Origin of the sequence: Reichenbachiella sp. MSK19-1 (genome assembly GCF_003590315.1) — a bacterium.
Taxonomy (GTDB): Bacteria; Bacteroidota; Bacteroidia; order Cytophagales; family Cyclobacteriaceae; genus Reichenbachiella; species Reichenbachiella agariperforans.
Genome location: NZ_MIER01000021.1, coordinates 168,906 through 190,418 on the forward strand (window position 1 = coordinate 168,906; position 21,513 = coordinate 190,418).

Here is a 21,513-nt window from a genome sequence, read left to right on the forward strand (position 1 = left end):
TTCGGAAGGTCCAAAAATGTGTTTTTCTGCGTTCCGCAAGCTCGCGGAAGGTCCAAAAATTGATTTTTCTGCTTCCGCAAGTCCGCGGAGAGTCCAAAAACGTATTTTTCTGCGTTCTGCAAGTCTGCGGAAGGTTCCAAAACGTATTTTTCTACTTTTCCCAGCTTGCGGTAGATTCGCTAACAGCCGCTGTGTATTCTGTTTTTTTTGACATAAAAAAGCCTTCTCGTGAGAGAAGGCTTAGTGCGGTCCGTAGACCTGATTCAGAATGAAAAAGTATTCTTATTTACTATCCAAAAGCGCCGCTTCTATGTCGCGCCAATCGTAGATTTGAAAGGTCTTGTTGTCAGACATAGCGACGAAAAACCCTCTCGGGAAGTCTTCGTTGTAGGCTAGGTGCGAGACCTCTGATCCATCGCTTTCGTGGGTAGATACAGGGATGCTTTTGACCAGAGGGTGATCGTGTGGGTTGTCAATGGTGCCTTCTCTAGGAAATACACGAAAGGCATTGGCTTGCTGATCCGAAACCAAGATATAACCTGTGGAGTCAGCGCTCTGGTAGATGGAGATGCCTTCACGGTCTTCGGTGAAACCATCCGTGCCGAATACTGCCAGTTGTTCATCGCCCATGGCTGGGTCTACATGGTATTTTCTGATCCCAAATAGCTCATCTGAGTAGTAGACATAGCCTAACTGGTGATCTACTGCGATGGCTTCTATCTCTCCGTCTCCTCCGCTGAACTGACCAAACTTGCGTACCAGCCTACCCTGTACGAGACTGTCCTGATAGGAGAGTGCGTACTGGTAGAGGTAGCCATCGGTAGGGGAGTTCTCTCCCTTTCTGCTGACTATGGCAAATAGCGAATCATCAGCGGCACGTTGGTACAGTGCCACGCCCATGACATCTCTGCTCGGGCTATCCTCGAATACGGGGATGCCGCCCCCATCGATGGGTTGCATGTCTGGTAGGCTGTATACGCGGATGCTGTTTTTGCCACGCTCGGAGAATACCGCTACGTCGACAGTCGTCGTGCTGTCTATGCGAAACCCATAGGCTATGTCGACATTGTTGGGACGGTCGATTCCTGTGATCCGTCGTGTGCTGTCTTCTTTTCCCTTCAGATCAAAAACAAATACGCCTCCTTCACCATTTTCGCGTTTGTCGGTACCGAGTATGAGAGACTGGCTCAGGTCGGTCGGGTGCATCCATATGGCCGGGTCGTCACTGTCAAAATTGACAGGATCGGTGATGTATTTGGGCTGGATAACCGTAGGAGGGGTGTTAGACTGGGGCTGGCTGCAGGCTGCAGCTAGTCCTAATAGTAGGATTGAAATATATTTTTGCATGATAAATTAGTCTTTGATGAGTGTGAATGAAGTGTTGCCAGTGAAAAGCTCGTCCCCTGACTCGAAGTGATCTTCGTCTATGATGGATGTGAAAGTCATCACTACCTCATCATCAGCGTCAGACGAATACGTCGCTTCGATGATGAAATCGAACTCTTCTGCGTCCTCAGTGAAGTAGGATCCTTCATAGGTGATCTCACCGTCTTCGGCATCATAGTCTGCTTCGATTTCGATGATGAGGTTTTCCATCTCCGTTTCGATTTCACCTTCTTCGCATTCGGTGACTTCTTCTTCTTCGACCCGTTCGATTTCTATTTTCATCTCTTCGAACGCATACTCGAATTTTACCTCGCCAGTGATCTCAGCAAAGGTAAGCGCTGCTAGATCCGTAGAGATCGTCCCAAATAGATTTTGGAAGTCAAGGAATTCACTTTCGGTCGTGAGTTCTAGTATCCACTCTCCGGCCATATCATTGTCTAGGATTTCATACGCGAAGGTATTGGCATCACTGAATAGGACATTGTCTGTGGTTTCGATACCTGTGATGATGAGTTCGAATTCACTGTCGGACGCGTCGATCTCTGCTTCGTTCATCAGTACGACGATTTCGAATGCTTCTGGTACGGTGCCTAGGTCTGCATCTACGGGGACCGTTATGGTCTGATCTGTGAAAGTCATCTCCCGTTCGAATACACAGTCGTCCTCTTCGTACTCGTATATGATTTCGTCGATCACAGCGCCGCTAAAGTCCCCTTCGCCTGACAGTTCGTAGGTCAGGGTAATCGCAGCACTCGGTAGCTCACCGAGATAGTCTGCAAAGGAGATTTCTACTTTGTAGTCTTCGGCATCCGCCAAATCCGCTCCTTCTTCGTCTATCTGTAGACGAAAGGGGAAGTCATTGTCTTGAATTTGGACCTCTGGCTCATCGAGCGAACATGCGCTCCATAGTGCTGCCACTGCTAGGAGTAATATATAATTGATCTTCATGATTTAATTTCTTTAGTCGATTTACAAATTGAATTTCACACCTACTCTAGACCACCAAGAGTAGAATTCGCGCTGTACGAGTTGGCTTTCGTCACCTCCGACGTATGCCTCGAAAGGTACGTTGGTGATGTTGAGACACTCCGCGAATACGTTGAAGTGCTGGTTGATTTGGTAGCTGGCTGTGGCATCTACTTGGAGACGGCCTTTGATGGAGCGGTCTTCCTCTGCATCAGCACCTAACTCTTCGATGTATGCACCGGCATAGTTGCCAGAGAGTCTGACATTGAACCCTTTGAGGTTGTATGACAAGCTCAGGTTACCGACGTGAGTCGCCTGACCGGGTAGGTTGATTTCTTCACTTTCGTCTATCCCAGATCTGTCCTGTAGTGTAGCGGATGATGCGGTGAAGGTATAGTTGGCATAGATGCCTAGTCCTGATAGTGCGCCAGGCAAGAAGGTCATGTTCTGCTGATAAGAAAGCTCTATCCCCGCGATGTTGGCATTTTGTCCATTCACATCCTGTGTCAGGTCTACGTCCGTTCCGAAATCAATTCCTTCGTAAGTATCTGTTTCGAATCGACGCTTGTAGATGAAGTTGTCTAATTTTTTGTAGAAGACGCCTGCTGAGATGATGCCTACCGTTCCGAAATAGTGATCTACCATGAAGTCAAGATTGATCGCTGAGACAGGTTTTAGGTCGGGGTTTCCGATGGTGCCTTCTCTGTCTCCGATGCTGATCTCCTGTGCAGGTACGATGGATTCGAAGTTTGGTCTGGCATAAGAAGTCGTCGCTGCGAGTCTGAGGTTGGTCAGGCTACTGATCGCGTATCTGAAGTTGATTTGTGGCAGTACGAAAGTGTAGTCTGTTTTGCCCTCTTCGTCTATGATCTCCTCTAGGTCACCTTCATCGTCGAAGAGTACCGTGTGGTATTGGTAATCGACGTTGGTCTGTTCGAAACGTACCCCACCGACTATCTGCAGTTTATGGATCGTGAGGTCTGTCATCAAGTAGGCTGCCATGACGTTCTCTGTCGCTTCGTAGCTTTCGACGCTCTCATCGACGAGCTTGTCTTCGACCTCCAGTTCGAACCCTGACTGGTTGGCATTGAAGAATCGCACGACTTTGTCCATGTCCGCGGCAGCAGCTAGGGTGTATCTGTCTCCGAGGAAATTGTCATCGACGAGTCCTCCGTCGAATTTTTCTAAGGTGAAGTCACCAGACTGTCCTTCGAAGGAAACATCTCCTCCAGCCCAGCCGAACTTGTTGTTGACGACTTCTAGGTTCTTGTTTTTGTTTCGGTATTTTCCACCGAACTTCAAAATCCCGCTGTGCTCACCGAGTTGGTAGGGAATGCCAATGTTGATTTTGCCTGTGATGTTTTCATCTTTGGCGTAGGTGTTTCCAGCTTCTAGTTCGTCGAATTCATAGTTGCTGTTGTCGAGATAGTCGAACGCTGGATTGGTCGTGAACTGAGGGAAATCAGCATTAGAAAAATCTGTAGCCAATGCATCCGGTTCTCCGATGAAAGTGACCTCATAGTCGAATGGGGTGTCCTGGACAGCTGTAGCATAAGAAACCTCATAGTCTACCGAAAAACCTGGAAGGACATGCTTGCCGCCTAGGTTGAAACTCGTAATGTCCTGACGTTCGAACCGGTCTTTGGTAGAGCGTTCGATTTCATGGTCTTCGAATGGAGAGTCGTCCACATTAGGAATGAAACTATATCTGCGTCTATGCTCTCTGTCTGAGAAGGTGTTGTAGATTCCTCGGAGATAGACCTCACTGTTTTCGTTGAATCGGTAGTCCACTGTACCGCTGACCGCACTACGCGTTCTGCGCAGGGCATAGTCTCTTAGTTCCATTTCGTCCCCGTCACGTTCCCAGTTGTCAGAGCCTCTGTCTGTGTAGAAGTGGCTACCATTGACCAATACACCGAGTTTTTCGTTGGCACCAAACCTTTTTCCGATTAGGAGTGACCCTTGGCCGTTGGGCTCGCCCATCAGTTGGTTGTAGCCCCCTACTAGGGTTCCTTGCACTTCGGTATTGCTGCTTTTTGCTTTTCGTGTGACCAGGTTGACCGATCCACCGATGGCATCTCCGTCCATGTCTGGCGTGAGTGTTTTGGAGACCTCTATCGATGATAGCTGATCCGCGGGTATTGCGTCCAATGCGACGAAACGTACGCCTGCTTCAGGAGACGGGATCTGCTCGCCGTTGATGCTGATGTTGGTAAACTGAGGCGCTAGACCTCTGACGACTACATAACGCCCCTCACCTTGGTCGCGCTGTAGCGTGACCCCTGGCATGCGCTGTATCGCCTCTGCGACGTTAGGATCAGGGAATCTACTGATCTGATCTGCGGCAATGATGTTTTTGATATTGCCTGCATTTTTTTGCTGATTGAGCGCTTTCTGCTGACCTTGTAGCGATCCGTAGACCGTCACTTCTAGTAGTTCTGGATTTAGCTCACTCAGTTGTATTTCCACTTGGCTCGTCTGTGCAGGATCGACTTCCGTGACGAAATCTTTGTAGCCCAGATATTTGATCACGAGCGAATTGATGCCTGATTTAAGTCTGAGTGTAAACTCGCCATTGACATCTGTAATCGTGCCTTGTGTGCTGTTTTCTATCAGTACGGTCGCGCCAGGCAGAGGCTGGCCGTTGACTCCATCGGTGATGACGCCACGTACGACCGTTTCTTGGGCGTATGCGCATAGTCCGATGAGACTAAATAGGATGACTGTAAGTATTCTTTTCATAATTTCATAGTTGACTATTATCGAATTATTTGACTCGGCAAATAATCATTCCTAGTATGAATTGGGTGTTAATAGCGGGATCAACAAAATAGCAACGAGTCTAAAAATCAAGGCATCAAAACGTAAACATGGTTTTTTAAGTATCAGTTTTTCAGTGGGTTACATGTTACCGATGCGTTAACCTATGCTGACGATATAGTTGTATAAATTTTCACCTTTTTCCAATCCGAGTTTTTTTCTGAGTCTATAGCGTGCGATTCGTAGGCTGTCGCTAGATATACTGAGGATGGATGCGATCTCGTGAGAGTGGAGGTTGATGTGAATCATGGCACAAAGTCGCACTTCGGAGTTGGTGAGTGTAGGGTGTTTGGCTCTGAGCTGATCGAAGAACTCGGTGTGTATCTGTTGGAATATGTTTTCGAACTCTTCCCAGTCTTCGTCCATGTTGAAGTTGAGGTCTATGGATTTGGTTAGTTTACTGATCTTTTGGTGGACGTCTTCCTTTTGGCTTTTCTTGATTTTTTTGAGGTTGGTTCGCAGTGTTTCTAGGAATTCATTTTTCTGTATCAGGTGGAGGGCAGATCGACTCAGTGCGCTGTTTTTCATCTCCAGATCCATTTGTAATTGGGTCTCTTGGAGACGTTTGTTTTCCAGCTCTGTCCTGAGTTTTTCTTCATTGAGCTGGGCGTTGATGAGTTCTGATTTGCTGAGTTCGTTTTCGATCTGCAGTAGTTTTCTCTCTTTGGCAGATCGCGTCACACGCTGATAGGAGATGTAGGCGACCAGCAGAAGTAGGATAGCCAAACCGATGGCTCCTCCTAAAGTGACTTTTCGGGTCAGCGACTTTTCTTTTTCGAGCAGTTGTATGGTTTGTTGCTTCTTTTCCAAGTCAAAAATAGTCTGCGCATTGGCGATTTTTTTGGCGATCTCATGACCGAATATGGTTTCGTTGAGTTGATAGCTCTGATCGAGAAAATAGTAGGCACTGTCTACATGTCCTGTCTCTAGGTAAATGATCGATAGATCTCGTGCAGCAGATTGGACTTGATACTGATTTTGCTGGAGGGTGGCTTGCTGCCACGCGATACGCGTGTAGTGAATAGCACTGTCGTATTGTTGTCGTTTACGATAGGTGTCTCCGATATTGTTTAGGTTGACGATGGCCTCATCGATATTGCCGAGGGCTTGGTTAAAATCATAGGCTTTCACAAAGTGCTGATACGCTTCGTCGTAGACCTCTAGATCCTCATAGATGCTGCCGATGTTGTCGTAGATAGCAGCCAATTCAGCAGAGTCCATGCGCTGCTCAAAATAGTCGAGCGCCATTTGCTGATAGTAAAGTGCCGAATCGTACTGTTCCGTTTTTTCGAATAGATGTCCCAGTTGTCCTTGTATGCGCGCCTCGCCGGTATGGTTATTCATCTGTGTAAAGAGCGCCATCGACTCTCGGAGATGAATAAGTGCTTGTTGATAATTCTCAGAGCGGAGGTAGACCTGCCCGATCATACTGGTCGCCTCTGCGAGGTGCTGTGGATCGTCTAGCAGTTCATACTGGTGAATAGCAATGTGAAGGTGATTGATGGCGAGATCTAGGCTGCCGATTTTGTACAGAATGCTACCCAGCAAATGACTACTCCGCGCTATGCCATAGGGGTAGTTAAGCTCCTCGGAGAGAATCAATGCCCTCCGTGTCATGAACAGTGAACTGTCTCGGTTGAGAGCGGGGTGTGTCTCGACCTGAAGCAGCAGGTGATCTACGGCTGTGTTAGTGGGGAGATCATGAGAGTGCTGACGACATGCACCCAAAAGCAAGGGCAAAACAAAGGCAAATAATGTAGAACGAATTGACATAATCACGGAATCCAAAGCGTCATTTCCTAGGAGATAAATGCACGCCAATAATCCACAAACGTACCTTTCTAGTGTGTACTGGAGGAAAAGCCTATGTTATGAATTTGTTGTGATTATGAAGTCGTAGCAAATACGCTGGACGACATGAATCTACTATTCAACGAGAAAATGCGGCCGTTGAACTCTCTAAACTCAAGCGTAAATCACGCTGGTCTATTTTTGGATCGAGTTCTAAATTATAAGACTATGAAAAGCAAGCATCTCATCTTTAGTTTATTTATGGTTCTAGGCCACTACCAAGGGTATTCTCAGTGTACTGGGACAGGCAACCAAACCGATTATGGTTCAGGGAACTGGATCGCTTATGTATATGATGGGACGCAAAATTACACGACTGATTTTAGAGGGAGGTATTCGATTACTACATCTAATTTCGATACTGATATTTGTGGGGGCAACAATTGTACATTTGACACCAACTCTTGTACTGATATTTTAGCAGAAACGATTTCTATTCGGCTCAAAATGAATGAAACTTATACCAGAGGGATTTATCGAATTACTATTGGAGGAGATGATGGTGTTCGGTTGAGTTTAGATGGTGGATCGAGCTTTGTTCTTAGTGATTTTAGTACGCATGCATATAGAGAGAGCTATACCGAAATACTGTTAGATGGAAATTATAATCTGGTATTCGATTATTTCGAAGCGTCGGGAGGAAATCGATTTTCTATTCAAATTGATTATTTAGGGGATCAATCTGGAGGCGAGATTGGATCAGATCAAGATATTTGTCAGTTTGGCGCAGTGGATCCAGACCCATTTACCAGTAATATTGCCGCCCAATTTATCTCAGAATTGGCGCCTGTCTATTTGTGGCAGACTTCTGTAGATGAGGTGACATGGTCAGATATTCCTTTGAGCAATACTGAAAATTATGATGCCCCAGCTGGAGTTAGTGGCACTTTGTACTATCGTAGAAGTGCCGAGTCGGGAGGGGTAACGGTATATTCTAATACTTTGACAATCAAAGGACAAGAGCCTGCTGGAGATGAGGTGACTTACGGGGACGAGAGTTGGATTGGTTATGTCTACGATGGGCAGGATGATTTTATGACAGACTATAGAGGAGAAATCTTTGAGACCGATATTTTTGATGAAAGCTTTGGAGGAGCTGATGGGGCTATCAATACTACGGGATGTGATGTAGATGCGACAAGCTTTTCGGTTCGATTTAAGATGAGAAAGACTTTTGAGCATGGTGAGTATACCTTGACCATTGGAGGAGATGATGGTGTCCGTTTGAGTTTGGATGGGGGAGCAACTTATATCATAGATGATTATAGCAACCATGGCTATAGAACTGTAGATGCGGTCAATGTAGAACTAAATGGTGCTTATGATATGGTGTTAGAGTACTATGAAGGATCTGGTGAAAACCGAGTGTCTTTTCAATATGCAATAGAAACATCATTGCCCGTGACTTATTTGTTTATGAAGGCGAGCACTGAAGGAAACGGAAATTTGATCCAGTGGGCTACAGCTAGTGAAACCAATAATGATTATTTCGAATTAGAAAGAACCATAGATGGAGACAATTGGGATGTGATAGCAGTTATTGCAGGGCATGGAAACTCTTCGTCTACGATTACCTATGAGTACATGGATAGTGGGTCGGCAGGCCTGTCGGTATATTATCGTCTGCGTCAAGTAGACTATGATGGGAAGTATGAATACTCTGATATCATTAGTGTGAAAGGAGAACATAATAGAGAAGAGCCAGTGTGCTATCCTAATCCTGCGATGGATCAAGTGCGTGTCAATTGGGATGGACATATTGTCAAAGAAATTGTGTTATATGATTTGACAGGAGATAAGGTTAGGTATGCGGCTAGTACAACAGATGTGGACCTGGTAGGTTTGGACTCAGGCTACTATCTAGTACAGGTACTTAATGCAATGGGGCAGACGAATACCCTTCGCTTGCTAGTGAGGTAGATGATGCTAAATTTCCATTCATAGATCCTTAAGTGTGTTTTGTCTAAAACTAGTCTACTTGCCTGTGGTAGGTAGGGAGGCAATGTAGGACATTTCATTTTTTACTAAATCACAGCCTTTGCCGACATGCAAGTATGGTACTTCAGCCTATAGTGGTTTAGTCAAACCTTGACAGGTATCAAAGCTTATTTTGAAGACTTCTCAAAAACGCGTATTGTAAGTATTCACCTCCTTGTGTTGAAGTTGAAAAATCACAAAGCCCATTCTACATCAAAGATTATAATCTTGTCTGAGAAGAGCACATTGTTGTTTCCTAAATAACATATTGATACGTCCAGTGTCATTCTGATTGGTAGTCCCATCTTAGCTTATGCGGCTACTAAACCCATGTTTATGTTGCTAATCAGTATAATAGGATGGCCTCTATGTCTAAAACCAGACCGTTAGACAAGCGACCAAGGGCTGAATATTTCATTGAACGAGAAAAAGATGTCGTTCACCGTCTTGTTCCCTTTCGCTTTCATATCCGTGCTAAGTTTGATCATAATTAAAAACAAAAACACAGTCGATATGAAATCTTTTAAACTCATTTTCTCCAAAACAATTTCATCTATTTCTAAAGGTTTTTCTTTTCCATCCGAAAGCGACAGTACGCATGGTTCAGAGAACATCAATAGACACGCAGTAGAAGTGAATGAAATTCCCGATACTGATTCTCAGAATCAGATAGACATGGATAACCATCACATGCAGAACACATTTAACACGATGATGTAATATTCGTGTAGCCAACCTTAGACTCTTTTTTCAACCTTAATTCAAAAATGATGAATAACCAGCCCTTTAGTGCCAAAGAGTCTCGCTCGAAACGAGCGTTAAGCAACTGGCAAGAGTTTCAGTTGGCATTAGTCAATATAGAAAACCAATGGTTTTATGAGGTGGAAAAAATGGAAGGGACAGGTACCTGGGAAATTTCTCTGACCAAAAATGGTGATCTAGAAAGGCACACACTTGCTTGGTCTGAGAGTTTGTATATTCTGTATGGATATGAACCGTATAAAGTAGAGCCAACGATGGAGTTATTTGCATATCATGTTGAGCCTAGTCAGTTGGAATCAGTAGTGGATGCTATCAAATCTCAACTCAGCTTAGCGGGTAGTTTCGAAGTAGAGCATGATATCGTGATACAATCGGGAGAGAGAAGACGTATTATTCAAAAAGGTAAGGTTGTTCTTAATAGTAAAGGAGAGCGATTGGGGATTTTGGGGATCACGCAACTTGTTAGGGAAGGAATCGAAAAATAAAATTAGTGGTGTAAGTTACTGGCAATGAAATCGTGTCGAAGTGCGTCGATATACATTATGTCAACAATGGATCATGCATTGTACTTCATCGCATCACAGGCTTTTGGTGTGTCGAAGATGACATTTTTGTTGGATTTGGATATGCCAGATCTAGATGGAACTCGGTTTATTGGAGCGTTTGAGAAATTATCACAAAGTGTAAAAGAGAAGGTTCAAATATATGTGTTGGGTTCTATTAGCAAGGTCAATGAGTTTTCTCAACAAGCCCAAAGTCCTTCGATTGAAAATCATTTTCAAAAGCAGCTGCTATTAGGACAGTTACAGATGATGCAAAGATGCTAACAGTGAAAGCCTACACTTACCAGGCTAGCGTAACTCGGAGGAGTTACGCTTTTTTTGTGTCTTTAGTCAATCGAACGTGATCGTAAGCGTAGGGCATTGCCTATGACTGATACGGAACTGAAACTCATGGCTGCAGCGGCTAGCATGGGCGAGAGCAATAGCCCAAAAAATGGATAGAGTAATCCTGCTGCAATGGGAACGCCGAGTGTATTGTATCCCAGAGCGAAGAAGAGGTTTTGTTTGATATTGGACATTACAGCTTGACTGAGATGTTTGGCTTTGACGATACCATGGAGATCACCTTTGACTAGCGTAATCGCAGCGCTTTCTATTGCGACATCTGTACCTGTTCCCATCGCTATCCCGATGTCTGCTAAAGCTAAGGCTGGCGCATCGTTGATCCCGTCTCCTGCCATAGCCACGGTTTTGCCTTCTTCTTGTAGTGATTTGACCTTATCTTGTTTGTCCTGAGGTAGGCAGTCGGCTTGGTAGTCATCTAGCCCTAACTCCTCTGCCACTGCTTGGGCAGTGTATGAGTTGTCCCCGGTCATCATGATGACTTCTATGCCTAATTTTTGCAGTTCTTTGATGGCTTTGTGGCTGTTGGACTTGATCGCATCGCTAATGACGACATAGCCGATGAGCAAGCCATCTACCGCAACGAAAGGGACGGTTTTGCCTTTGGCTTGTTGTTCTTGCGCTTGGCTCATGAGTTGTTCGGGGCAGTCAATTTTTTGTTCTTCCATCAGTTTATCATTGCCTACCCACACTGTCTTTTCGTCTAGTGTTGCTTTGACGCCCATGCCAGTGATGGATTCAAAATTTTGGATCTCCCGTGTACTGATGTTTTGTGCTTCGGCATAGTGTAAGGTGGCTTGAGCGAGGGGATGTTCGCTTTGCTGGTTGACCGATGCGACGATTTGTGTTATGTCCTGATCGGAGTAGTCTGCAGATCCAGCGAAGATAGATTCTACAGAGGGTTTTCCTTCTGTCACAGTACCGGTTTTGTCTATGATGAGTGTGTCGATTTGGTTCATGCGTTCTAGCGATTCGGCATCTTTGATGAGTACGCCGAGTTCTGCGCCTTTGCCCACGCCGACCATGACGGACATGGGGGTAGCGAGCCCCAGCGCACATGGACAGGCGATAATTAATACGGCGATGGCATTGACAAAAGCATATACCAACCGAGGCTCTGGACCGAATATGATCCAGATCACAAAGGTCAGTACCGCGATCCCGATAACTGTAGGGACGAAGTAGCCAGAGATTTTGTCTGCTAATTTTTGGATGGGAGCTTTGCTACGGCTTGCACTATTGACCATGTGGATGATTTGAGATAGCAGGGTGTCTGCACCGACTTTTTCTGCTTTCATGACGAAGGAGGATTGTCCATTGATGGTGCCGGAGCTGACCTGATCCTCTACCGTTTTGTCTACAGGGATAGGTTCTCCTGATATCATGGACTCGTCTATGGTGGATTTTCCATCTGTGATCATGCCGTCTACGGGGATTTTTTCTCCTGGCTTCACGCGGAGTAGATCGCCCACTTTGATTTCATCTATGGCAATGGAACGTTCTTTTCCATCCTCTATGATGGTAGCAGTATTGGGGGCGAGTTTTAGAAGCTCTTTGACTGCCGAGTTGGTTTTGCTGTGGGCGCGGGCTTCTAGTACTTGTCCGAGCATCACGAGCGTAAGGATCACCGTAGCAGCTTCGAAGTACATGTGTACTGCACCAGAGGCTGTTTTGAATTGCGCTGGAAACACCTCTGGAAACAGCAATCCCATCACACTAAACAGCCATGCCACACCAGCGCCTATGCCGATGAGGGTAAACATGTTGAGGTTCCAAGTCAGGATAGATCGATAGGCGCGTACAAAAAACATCCAGCAGGTATAAAATACGACAGGTAACGAGAGCGCGAACTGTACCCAACTCCAGTTTTTCATTGGCATCAGATCAAGAACCGGATTGTTAGGGATCATATCAGACATAGCGATCAGAAAAATGGGGACCGTAAAGACGCAGGATATCCAAAGCTTTTTCAAGAGTTTTTGGTAGGTTTTATTCTCTTCTGACTCGTCTACTTCTTTGGGTACGAGATCCATGCCGCATTTAGGGCATGAGCCTGGTTCGTCTTTGACCACCTCAGGATGCATAGGGCAGGTGTACTGTGTAGAAGAGGAATGGTTGTCGGCTTCTTTGACCAAGTCCATTCCGCATACTGGGCAGTCACCTGATTGGTTGTAGGTCTTGTCTCCCTCACAGTGCATGGGACAGTAGTATGTGCCCTTTTCGGTTTTCTTCTTTTTGATGAGAGGTAGGGGGGCGAGAGATTCGGAAGGAGCTTCTTTGTGGATGGAGTAGTTAGAGCCCTTTAGGGCTGATTCTAATGCCTCGAAGGGTGCTTCTGTTACTAGTTGGGCTGTTTTGTTGGTCAGGTCGACTGTCGCAGAGGATACACCTTCGACTTGGGCTAGTGTTTTTTCTACATGGGCTTGGCAGCCCGAGCAGGTCATTCCAGAGATAAAGTATTGCTTTGTCATGAGGCAAAGGTCGTGGTTTTTGCGGGCACGTGCTTTACATCATTTTGATTAATGCTTACAGGATTAGACTAGATGGTCTCTCGTGAGGTATGTCCAGGCTTGTTGCTCTTTTTGAATGCACTGGGTGTCATGCCTGTTTCTTTTTTGAACTGACTCGACAAATGCGCCACACTGCTATAGTGCATGTCATGGGCGATTTGAGAAAGGGTCTGTTCATTGTAGAAGAGGAGTTCTTTGACCCGTTCTATCTTCTGAGTCAATACATATTTTTCGATGGTGATGCCTTCTGATCCAGAAAACAACCGACTCAATGAAGCATAGTCATGGTGGAGTTTTTCCGAGAGTAGTGTAGAAAAATTGACATGCAATGCCTTATTGGATAAGTGGATGCTTTCAATAATGATGGCTTTGATTTGTGCGATTAGTTTCGTCTTAGGGTCTTGTATCAACTCAAAACCAGCGGTCTCCAAAGCTTCACTCAACTGCTGATGCTGTTTTTGACTTAGGTCAATGGCTAATTGCACTTCGCCCAGTGTCACCAGTATAGATGGGATGTCTAGTTTGGACATGATGTCTTTGACCGAAGCAATGCATCGGGGACAGACCATGTTTTTGATGTGAAGGGTTTGGGGCATTTGAGTTGTGATTGTGGAGAAAATCCTCCTAGCCGTAGAGATACTGCTAGGAGGTGGGTGTGGTTTAAATCTCTTCTTTGACTGATCCGCATCGGAGCATCTTGTCACCGAAATAGGGGTTCAGCACTTCTTTTTCACTACTGAGCCAGTAGGCTCCTTGGTTGTCCATTGCCATGGGACAGTACTGGCGATAGAGAGGAGCATCGTTGGCTTCTGTAGACTTTACTAGGGTGTAGATGTCCTCAGAGAGTTTGTTGAATGCGCTGCGCTGTACTTCCGCATCGTTGGTCGCTGCGATATAATCTGCATTTACTTTGATCCTGAGGCTAAGTTCGTCGCTACCATCCAATAGAGGGATCATAGTCGTCGCTGCTGTACTGGCCGTAGTACCGTCTGTTTCGACCAGTGCATCTTTGATGGATAGGTATGCACTTAGTACTTGTTGTGCAGATTCTTTGGTGATCATGGGGGTAGCAACTGTCGTTTCGACGTTTTCTTCATTCATATCTTTCATGCCTTCCATTTCAGTCATGTCATGATCATTGTGGCTGGATTTACTTTCTGATTTTTTGTCACCACAGGCGGATATACTTAGCCCTATACTTGCTGCAAGTAGAATGGAGCCGATTGCTTGATTATATTTCATGTTTTTGCTTTTGTAGTTTGTAAATTATTGTTTGTTTTCGTTGATTCAATTGTCAATGAGAATGTCCAAATCGGTGTGTTACCTCGCCACATTTGGGCATTTCACTACCAAAGTAAGGATTGTTGATCTCTTCTTCTATGCTCATCCATCTTGCTCCTTGATTTCGGTTAGCCATCGGACATTTTTGAATGTATAATTTAGTGTCTGTAGGATTGAAAGTCATGGAGACTTTGATCATATTTTCTGAAAAACCAATGAATGCTTGGCGGAAAGATTGAATGTCTATTGATTTGGACAATGCGCTTATGGATGCTGATAGTTTTGGTTGAATCTGCATCCAAAGCTGGTGAGAGCTTTCTTGGGAGGCTGTCATGTCAACTTCTGACAAGTCTTTTTTTATTTGTTCTACAGCTTTTTGCGCCTGAGAGTAATTGTCTCGCGTCAAGGCATTTTTCATCTGCATATAATCGGCTAACAAAGGACGCAAGGCAGCTTTGGCATCCGCATCTACCGTGATTTCTTGTGGACTGTCAGCTGTTTCTTCCTGAGACATGTTCATGTTTCCATGCTGATGACCAGTCATGGTCGTACCTCCTGCTTTGTTCATCATGCTGGGTTTACCAGCCAGTTGCGCCGCGGCATCCACACTGAATGTGCCATACACCACGATTTCCTCTCCCTCTGACAATCCTGAGGACACGACATAGCTATCTCCCAGCGAAGGTCCCAAGACAACTTCACGCATCATGAAGTTGCCCTGACCTATTTTGATATAGACAATTGACCGCTGACCCGTCCACATCACCGCAGACTTGGGTACGACGACAGACACTTCTCCTTGTCCGATGAGGCTTTCCAAAATTCCCGTCGCAAACATCTCTGGTTTGAGCCTGCCTGTGTTATTGTTGACAATCACGCGTGCTTTGGCTACCCGAGATTTGGAGTCGATGATAGGGTCGATGAAACTCACCGTACCAGTGAATGTTTCTCCGGGAAGGGATGGGATAGTGAACGAAAGTTGGTCACCTGTTTTGACCCAAGCCATGTTGCGCTCATAGACATCAAAGAGCACCCAAAGTTGGGATAAATCCGCAATCTCGTAGAGTGCTTGACCCTGAGAGACATGGTCTCCGACGTTGATTTTTTTGGCTATCACGACACCATTTTGATCCGCTAGGATGGGGAAATTGTCTACCGGTTTTCCTGAAGCGAGAATACCATCAATTTGTCGGTCGGTCAGCTTCCAGTTTTTGAGTTTCTCTCTGGCCGCTTGAAACAATGCAGGTTGGGTGGCTTTGATTTTCTGCGCTTCAAACAGTTCTTTTTGTGCGGTCAATAGCTCTGGGGAATAAATGTAGGCGATGACTTGTCCGCGTTTGATGTATTCTCCAGTGAAGTTGACTTTCAGCTTTTCGATCCGACCTGTGATGTGAGACACTTGGGACGAGACATGCTGTTCGTTTGGCTGCACTTTCCCTGTCAAGCGCAGTTGTTTCACGGGTTGCTGCAAGACCACTTTGGCCGTTTGCACGCTCGCTAGTTGCATCGCTGTAGGTGACATTTTAATAGACAAGGGATCGGTATTCAGCGCTTGATCCGTATCTATTGGGATCAAGTCCATGCCACAGATGGGGCACTGACCCGGCTCTGCCTGGCGAATCTGTGGATGCATAGAGCAGGTCCATTCACTATGTGCCACCTCGCTGTGTTCGGTCTCATCTTTGGGTGCAGATGAGCCACCTCCAAATATCAACCCTCCTACCACAAAGCCTACTAGCAAAGTAGCCAAGGCTATGATTATCGTTTGTTTATCTATCTTTTTCATCTTATTCTGATTTGGCGGTGAGGTAATCCAATTGTGCCTGAGCGAGGTAATAATTTTTGATCGCGGTGGCTTTTTCCATTTCGTATTTGAGCAACTGCTGTTGCATGCGTAGGACTTCTTCGAACTCTTTTCCTGAATTGCTGTAGGCTGTGTAGAGCAAGTCTATTGCCTGTCTCGTTTTGACAATTTGTTGGTCATAGAGTTGGTAAAGCTGTGCTGCTTGGTTGACAGCATAATCGGCCATTTCGTAGTTCGATACGAGACTATTGGTCATTTCCATTCTCCTGTGCGCCAAAGCTGTTTGTGTGAGCTGCGCTTCCCGAACCGCAGCTTTGTACTTGCCTCGGAAGATGGGGAGCGTCATGGTTATCATAGGCATGATTGCATTCCGACCATTGTCGGGCACGTCCATGTCTTCTCTCTTGCCCACAAAGGCATAGTCCAGTCCCACCCCGAACTGCGGTGCACCACTTTTTTTTGCCATGCGTTCGTTGGCCTTGGCAGCTTCTTGTTGTAGTGTAAGTGCTTGCAATTTAGGATTCTGTACCAAGAGGCTATCTCGAATAACAGGAGAAATCCTCTCTATCAAGCCCAATGAATCCGAAACGATGATCGCAGCAGTGTCTACACGGTCGAGCAGACGGTTGAGAACTATCTCCAAGGGAGCAACCTTTTCCTCCAATAGCTGAATCGTCATCTCGGTATCGTCCATCATGATGTCCGTCCTGATCACATCGACCATACTGCCCCTCCCGCTCGCAAAAGAAGTCGTAGACAGTGCCTTGTACGAAGCAAGAATTTCCAGATTCTTTTGTTGCCAATGGATCTGCTGCTTGACTTCATAGATGGGATAGTAGGCTTGCTTGACTTTGAAATACAACTCATTTTTAGCATCCAAAAAGGTTTGGTATCGCGCTTCCGCCATCTTCGCAGCGGCATCTTCTCTGGCGCGCAGTGTCCCAAACCATGGGAACATCTGCGTCAAGGAAATCTTGGCGCGCTGTGGTCCCAACCGTGTCTCGATCGGACTGATGAAATAACCAAAGGATAGCGTAGGATCTGGCAAAGCATGAGCTTGTGAAACCCGCTGCATCGCTGCCTCGAACTCTGCATAACTGGCTTTCAAACCCGGATTATTCTCCGCAGCAGTTTGTAGATAATCATCCAGGGATTGAGCTGTCAGATTGCTATTGATCCAGCATAGGCTTACCATAAGTAAGATGATTCTATTGAACATTGTTTTCATCCTATTAAGCATTTTATGATTTTTCATTTTCATTGAATTGAATCTGCTTTAGTTTTCTTTCCTCTCTCCAGCTGTACAATACTGGCGTGATAAAATAAGTGATCGCTGCAACCAGCATCCCACCAAATGCGGGGATCGCCATGGGGATCATGATGTCCGAGCCCCGCCCCGTGGATGTCAATACCGGCAACAAGGCAATAATCGTCGTGGCAGAGGTCATGATGGCAGGTTTGATGCGTCGGCGACCTGCTTCTCTTACCGCCACTCTGATCGCTGAAATACTGGATGGTTTGTGCTGTGCCATGCTGTAGTCGAGATAGGTTCCGATCAGCACGCCATCATCCGTGGCGATTCCGAATAAGGCGATGAACCCGACCCAAACAGCCACACTCAGGTTGATGGTATGAATCTGAAACAGATCACGCATGTTGGTTCCCATGAGGGAAAAATCTAAAAACCAGGCTTGTCCATACAACCACAGCATCAAAAACGCCCCACTAAAAGCCATCGCAATCCCGGTGAAAATCATCAGAGAAGTCGAGATGGATTTGAATTGGAAATAGAGAATCAAGAAAATGATTGCTAAGACTAAAGGAACGATGATGGCGAGCCGCTTTTCTGCGCGAATCTGATTTTCGTAGCTGCCTGAGAACTTGTAGCTCACACCTCCAGGTATGATCAGCTCCTTTTGATCTATTTTGTTTTGGATGAAACGCTGCGCTTCTTCCACCACATCTACTTCGGCATAGCCTTGTTTCTTATCCAGCAGGACATACCCTAGCAGAAAGGTGTTTTCGCTTTTGATCATTTGCGGACCTTGGACGTACTCAATATCCACGAGTTCGCCCATCGGGACTTGCACGCCTGTAGGTGTGGGGACGTAAATTTCTGCCAAGGCACTCGGATCATCTCTGAGTTCGCGAGGATAGCGTACCCGGATTGGGAATCGCTCACGCCCCTCCACCGTGGAGCTGATTTGCATCCCCCCGATAGCAGTTTCTATCGTCTGTTGTACATCCTCTACGCTGAGGCCGTACCTCGCAATGGCTTGTCTGTCGATGTTGAGATGAATGTAGGGTTTGCCCACGATCCGATCCGCAAAGACCGCTTCGGACTTCACCGAAGGCACTTCTTTGAGGATGGCTTCCAATTGCAGCCCGAACGCCTCGATGGTTTTCAAGTCAGGACCGAAAACCTTGATCCCCATCGGTGCACGCATACCAGTTTGCAACATCACCAAACGCGTCTCGATCGGTTGCAACTTGGGTGCGGAGGTCACGCCAGGGATTTTTGCTACAGCGATGATTTCTTGCCAGATATCATCGGGGGATTGGATGTGCGCCCGCCAATTGCGGAAATAGTCTCCATCTGCATCAGGAATCAGGTGCGAAGTGATCACATCAAAATTGAGAGGAAAATCCACCGATTCGACTGCTTGCATCCTGTTATCCAAATGAACAGTATCTTGACCCATCACCAACCAAGTTTTGTCTCTGGCCAGCACCCATCGCCTGATATTTTTGCTCTGCTGTTGGATCGCGGTGAGCAGGTAATCACCCTGATCATCGACGAGATATCTTTCTCGGTGACCCGATTCGCTGACTCGGTATTCTGATCGGTAATTGATCACCGTTTCGTACATAGAAATCGGCGCGGGATCGAGTGCCGTTTCTGCTCTTCCCATTTTCCCTACTGCCAGTTCTACTTCTGGGATGTTAGCGAGCAGCATGTCCAGCTGCTGCACGACTCTTTTGTTTTGGGTCATTCCTGCATGAGGCATGGAAGTCGGCATCAGCAGAAAGCTCCCTTCGTCCAGCGAAGGCATGAATTCTTTCCCGATTCCGGGAAAAGTGTGATTCATCACAGACCAAACCTTGGTGGTACGGACATTGACCCCCACAGCATCTAAGCCACGGTCGACCCACCCAAAGGTGCTTGAGAACCCAATCCAAGTCATTAGTCCAAGGGAAATCAACAGCATCGGGAGTGCGAGAAAAGTCTTTTTGTGTGCCAGACACCAGTCGAGGATGAGAGAGTAGTATTTTTCTAACAAAGCAAAACTGCCCAATATGATCACCAACAGCAGGGTCACAAAAAAGAAGTTGAAAGCAGTGCTTTCACTTGCCCCAAGAGGCATCCAATATTTAGCCAGCAGCCAAGTGACCGAGAACAACGCGATCAGTACCGAGGCATTTCGAATAGCCCAAGGGCGATAACTGTCGTACTCATTGACAAACCACGCCACGGCAAATGCTACCAGCGTCATACCAGCCCATAACGAAACCCATAGCGCTACGACTAATCCGCCAACCAGCATGATTCCATTCAGCACTTTGGCGACTGCCTTTTTGTTGATTTTCATCCCAAAAAACCATCGTGCAAGCGTGGGCAAAATGATCAGCGAAACAAACAGAGCAGCCAGCAGTGCGAAGGTCTTGGTAAAAGCCAAAGGACGAAACAACTTACCCTCCGCAGCTTCCATCGTGAAGACGGGAATGAAACTGACGATGGTAGTAGCAACAGCAGTGACGATGGCAGAACTCACCTCGGCAGAGGCTTTGTAGATTGTTTCTTTGAGGGCTTGTGTTTTGGGGGCTTCTTGGATGTGATTGATCACGTTTTCGGACAGGACGATGCCTAGATCGACCATGGTTCCAATCGCAATCGCAATCCCAGACAAAGCCACAATGTTGGCATCCACGCCAAAGTAACGCATCGCGATGAAGACCATCAGCACTGCAATCGGCAGTAAACTAGAGATCAACAGAGAGGCCCGAAGGTTTAACACCATCACGATCACCACGAGTATCGTAATCAGGATTTCCAGCGACAAAGCTTCCTCCAACGTACCCAAAGTCTCCTGTATCAACTGTGTCCTGTCGTAGAACGGCACGATGGTCAACTGACTCTCTACACCATTGGCGAGGGTCTTTTTGGGTAGGCCGGGAGAGATGTCTTGGATTTTGTCCTTGACCTGGTTGATCACGGCGAGAGGATTGGAGCCATAGCGGGCGACTACCACGCCACCGACGACTTCTGCGCCGTCTTTGTCCAGTAAGCCTCGACGAGTCGCTGGGCCTAAACTCACCACACCAACATCTTGCACGCGGATAGGGACATTGTCGTTGACTGTCACGACTGCCAGCGCTATGTCTTCGACGGACTTGACATACCCCAAGCCACGGACGAGGTATTCGGCTTGGTTGATTTCTATGGTTTTAGCACCGACATCTCGGTTGGATTGGCGTACCGCAGACATGACTTGTGAGAGCGTGATGTTGTAGGCTCGGAGTGCATTGGGATTGACATCCACTTGGTATTCTTGGACAAACCCTCCAATAGAAGCGACTTCAGACACACCATCCACGGCATTTAATCCATACTTGACATAGAAGTCCTGCACCGTTCGCAGTTCGTGCAGATCCCAACCACCCGTAGGATTGCCCTCTGGATCGCGTCCCTCCAGCGTGTACCAATATACCTGACCAAGTGCTGTGGCATCAGGTCCGAGGGAGGGTTGCACACCTTCTGGTAAAAGACCAGCCTGCAGAGAATTGAGTTTCTCCAATATCCTCGACCGAGACCAGTAGAACTCTATGTCTTCGTTGAAGATGATGTAGATGCTGGATACACCAAAGATGGAGGAGCTTCGGATGGATTTCACGCCAGGGATTCCTAGCAAGGAAGTAGTGAGCGGGTAGGTGATTTGATCCTCGATATCCTGAGGTGATCGACCTTTCCACTCCGTGAATACGATCTGTTGGTTCTCGCCGATGTCTGGAATGGCATCCACAGGTACGGGATCTTTGGGCAGAAAACCAGTGTCCCAACCAAAGGGCGCTGTAACCAGTCCCCAGCCCACCAATGCTGCCAGCAGCAAGCTGGTGACCAATGGATTGTCCAAAAAGTAACGGATGATTTTGTTAAGCATGTTCTTTTCTTAATGCTATGAAATAGATGAATTACGCTGTGTTAACCTTGATTTGTGATTCGCAAATCTTAACCATGGTTTGTGACCCACAA

At 46.4% G+C, this 21,513-nt stretch carries 14 protein-coding genes; 4 read left to right on the plus strand and 10 right to left on the minus strand.

The features are described 5' to 3' along the window. Positions 1-282: 282 nt before the first annotated feature. From BGP76_RS18625 to BGP76_RS18640, 4 genes are all read right to left on the minus strand, one after another. Positions 283-1,347: a phytase gene (locus tag BGP76_RS18625; RefSeq protein WP_119845809.1), complete on the minus strand. Its 1,065-nt coding sequence runs from the start codon at positions 1,345-1,347 to the stop codon at positions 283-285. Positions 1,348-1,353: 6 nt separating this feature from the next. Continuing rightward, positions 1,354-2,334 (minus strand): hypothetical protein, encoded by a 981-nt coding sequence (locus BGP76_RS18630; RefSeq protein ID WP_119845810.1) that lies wholly within the window; start codon positions 2,332-2,334, stop codon positions 1,354-1,356. A gap of 21 nt (positions 2,335-2,355) precedes the next feature. Next, positions 2,356-5,094, minus strand: a complete 2,739-nt coding sequence (locus tag BGP76_RS18635) for a TonB-dependent receptor (protein ID WP_119845811.1) — start codon at positions 5,092-5,094, stop codon at positions 2,356-2,358. A gap of 177 nt (positions 5,095-5,271) precedes the next feature. Then, complete coding sequence (locus BGP76_RS18640) at positions 5,272-6,945, minus strand: tetratricopeptide repeat protein (RefSeq protein WP_119845812.1); 1,674 nt, start codon at positions 6,943-6,945, stop codon at positions 5,272-5,274. A gap of 246 nt (positions 6,946-7,191) precedes the next feature. Here BGP76_RS18640 and BGP76_RS18645 point away from each other — a divergent pair, with 246 nt between their 5' ends. From BGP76_RS18645 to BGP76_RS18660, 4 genes are all read left to right on the plus strand, one after another. Further along, a complete protein-coding gene (locus BGP76_RS18645; protein WP_158584339.1) occupies positions 7,192-8,943 on the plus strand; it encodes a T9SS type A sorting domain-containing protein in 1,752 nt (583 codons plus the stop codon). Between the two features lie 570 nt (positions 8,944-9,513). After that, the gene (locus BGP76_RS18650; protein ID WP_147407521.1) at positions 9,514-9,720 is read left to right on the plus strand and encodes a hypothetical protein; all 207 of its coding nucleotides are present in this window, start codon (positions 9,514-9,516) and stop codon (positions 9,718-9,720) included. A 47-nt stretch (positions 9,721-9,767) separates the two neighbouring features. Further along, positions 9,768-10,247: a PAS domain-containing protein gene (locus tag BGP76_RS18655; protein ID WP_119845815.1), complete on the plus strand. Its 480-nt coding sequence runs from the start codon at positions 9,768-9,770 to the stop codon at positions 10,245-10,247. 66 nt (positions 10,248-10,313) lie between these two features. After that, positions 10,314-10,589: a hypothetical protein gene (locus tag BGP76_RS18660; protein WP_119845816.1), complete on the plus strand. Its 276-nt coding sequence runs from the start codon at positions 10,314-10,316 to the stop codon at positions 10,587-10,589. A 62-nt stretch (positions 10,590-10,651) separates the two neighbouring features. Here the strand turns inward: BGP76_RS18660 and BGP76_RS18665 are convergent, their stop codons facing one another. From BGP76_RS18665 to BGP76_RS18690, 6 genes are all read right to left on the minus strand, one after another. Then, positions 10,652-13,138 carry a heavy metal translocating P-type ATPase gene (locus BGP76_RS18665; protein WP_119845817.1) on the minus strand — a complete coding sequence of 829 codons (2,487 nt, stop codon included), beginning with the start codon at positions 13,136-13,138 and terminating at the stop codon, positions 10,652-10,654. A gap of 68 nt (positions 13,139-13,206) precedes the next feature. Then, the gene (locus BGP76_RS18670; protein ID WP_119845818.1) at positions 13,207-13,773 is read right to left on the minus strand and encodes an AraC family transcriptional regulator; all 567 of its coding nucleotides are present in this window, start codon (positions 13,771-13,773) and stop codon (positions 13,207-13,209) included. A 64-nt stretch (positions 13,774-13,837) separates the two neighbouring features. After that, positions 13,838-14,419, minus strand: a complete 582-nt coding sequence (locus BGP76_RS18675; protein WP_119845819.1) for a DUF3347 domain-containing protein — start codon at positions 14,417-14,419, stop codon at positions 13,838-13,840. Positions 14,420-14,471: 52 nt separating this feature from the next. Further along, entirely contained in the window at positions 14,472-16,244 is a 1,773-nt protein-coding gene (locus BGP76_RS18680) for an efflux RND transporter periplasmic adaptor subunit (protein ID WP_119845820.1), read from the minus strand. A gap of 1 nt (position 16,245) precedes the next feature. Then, on the minus strand, positions 16,246-17,490 hold the full coding sequence (locus BGP76_RS18685) for a TolC family protein (RefSeq protein WP_119845987.1): 1,245 nt from the start codon (positions 17,488-17,490) through the stop codon (positions 16,246-16,248). Positions 17,491-17,503: 13 nt separating this feature from the next. Further along, the gene (locus BGP76_RS18690; RefSeq protein WP_119845821.1) at positions 17,504-21,421 is read right to left on the minus strand and encodes an efflux RND transporter permease subunit; all 3,918 of its coding nucleotides are present in this window, start codon (positions 21,419-21,421) and stop codon (positions 17,504-17,506) included. Positions 21,422-21,513 lie beyond the last annotated feature (92 nt).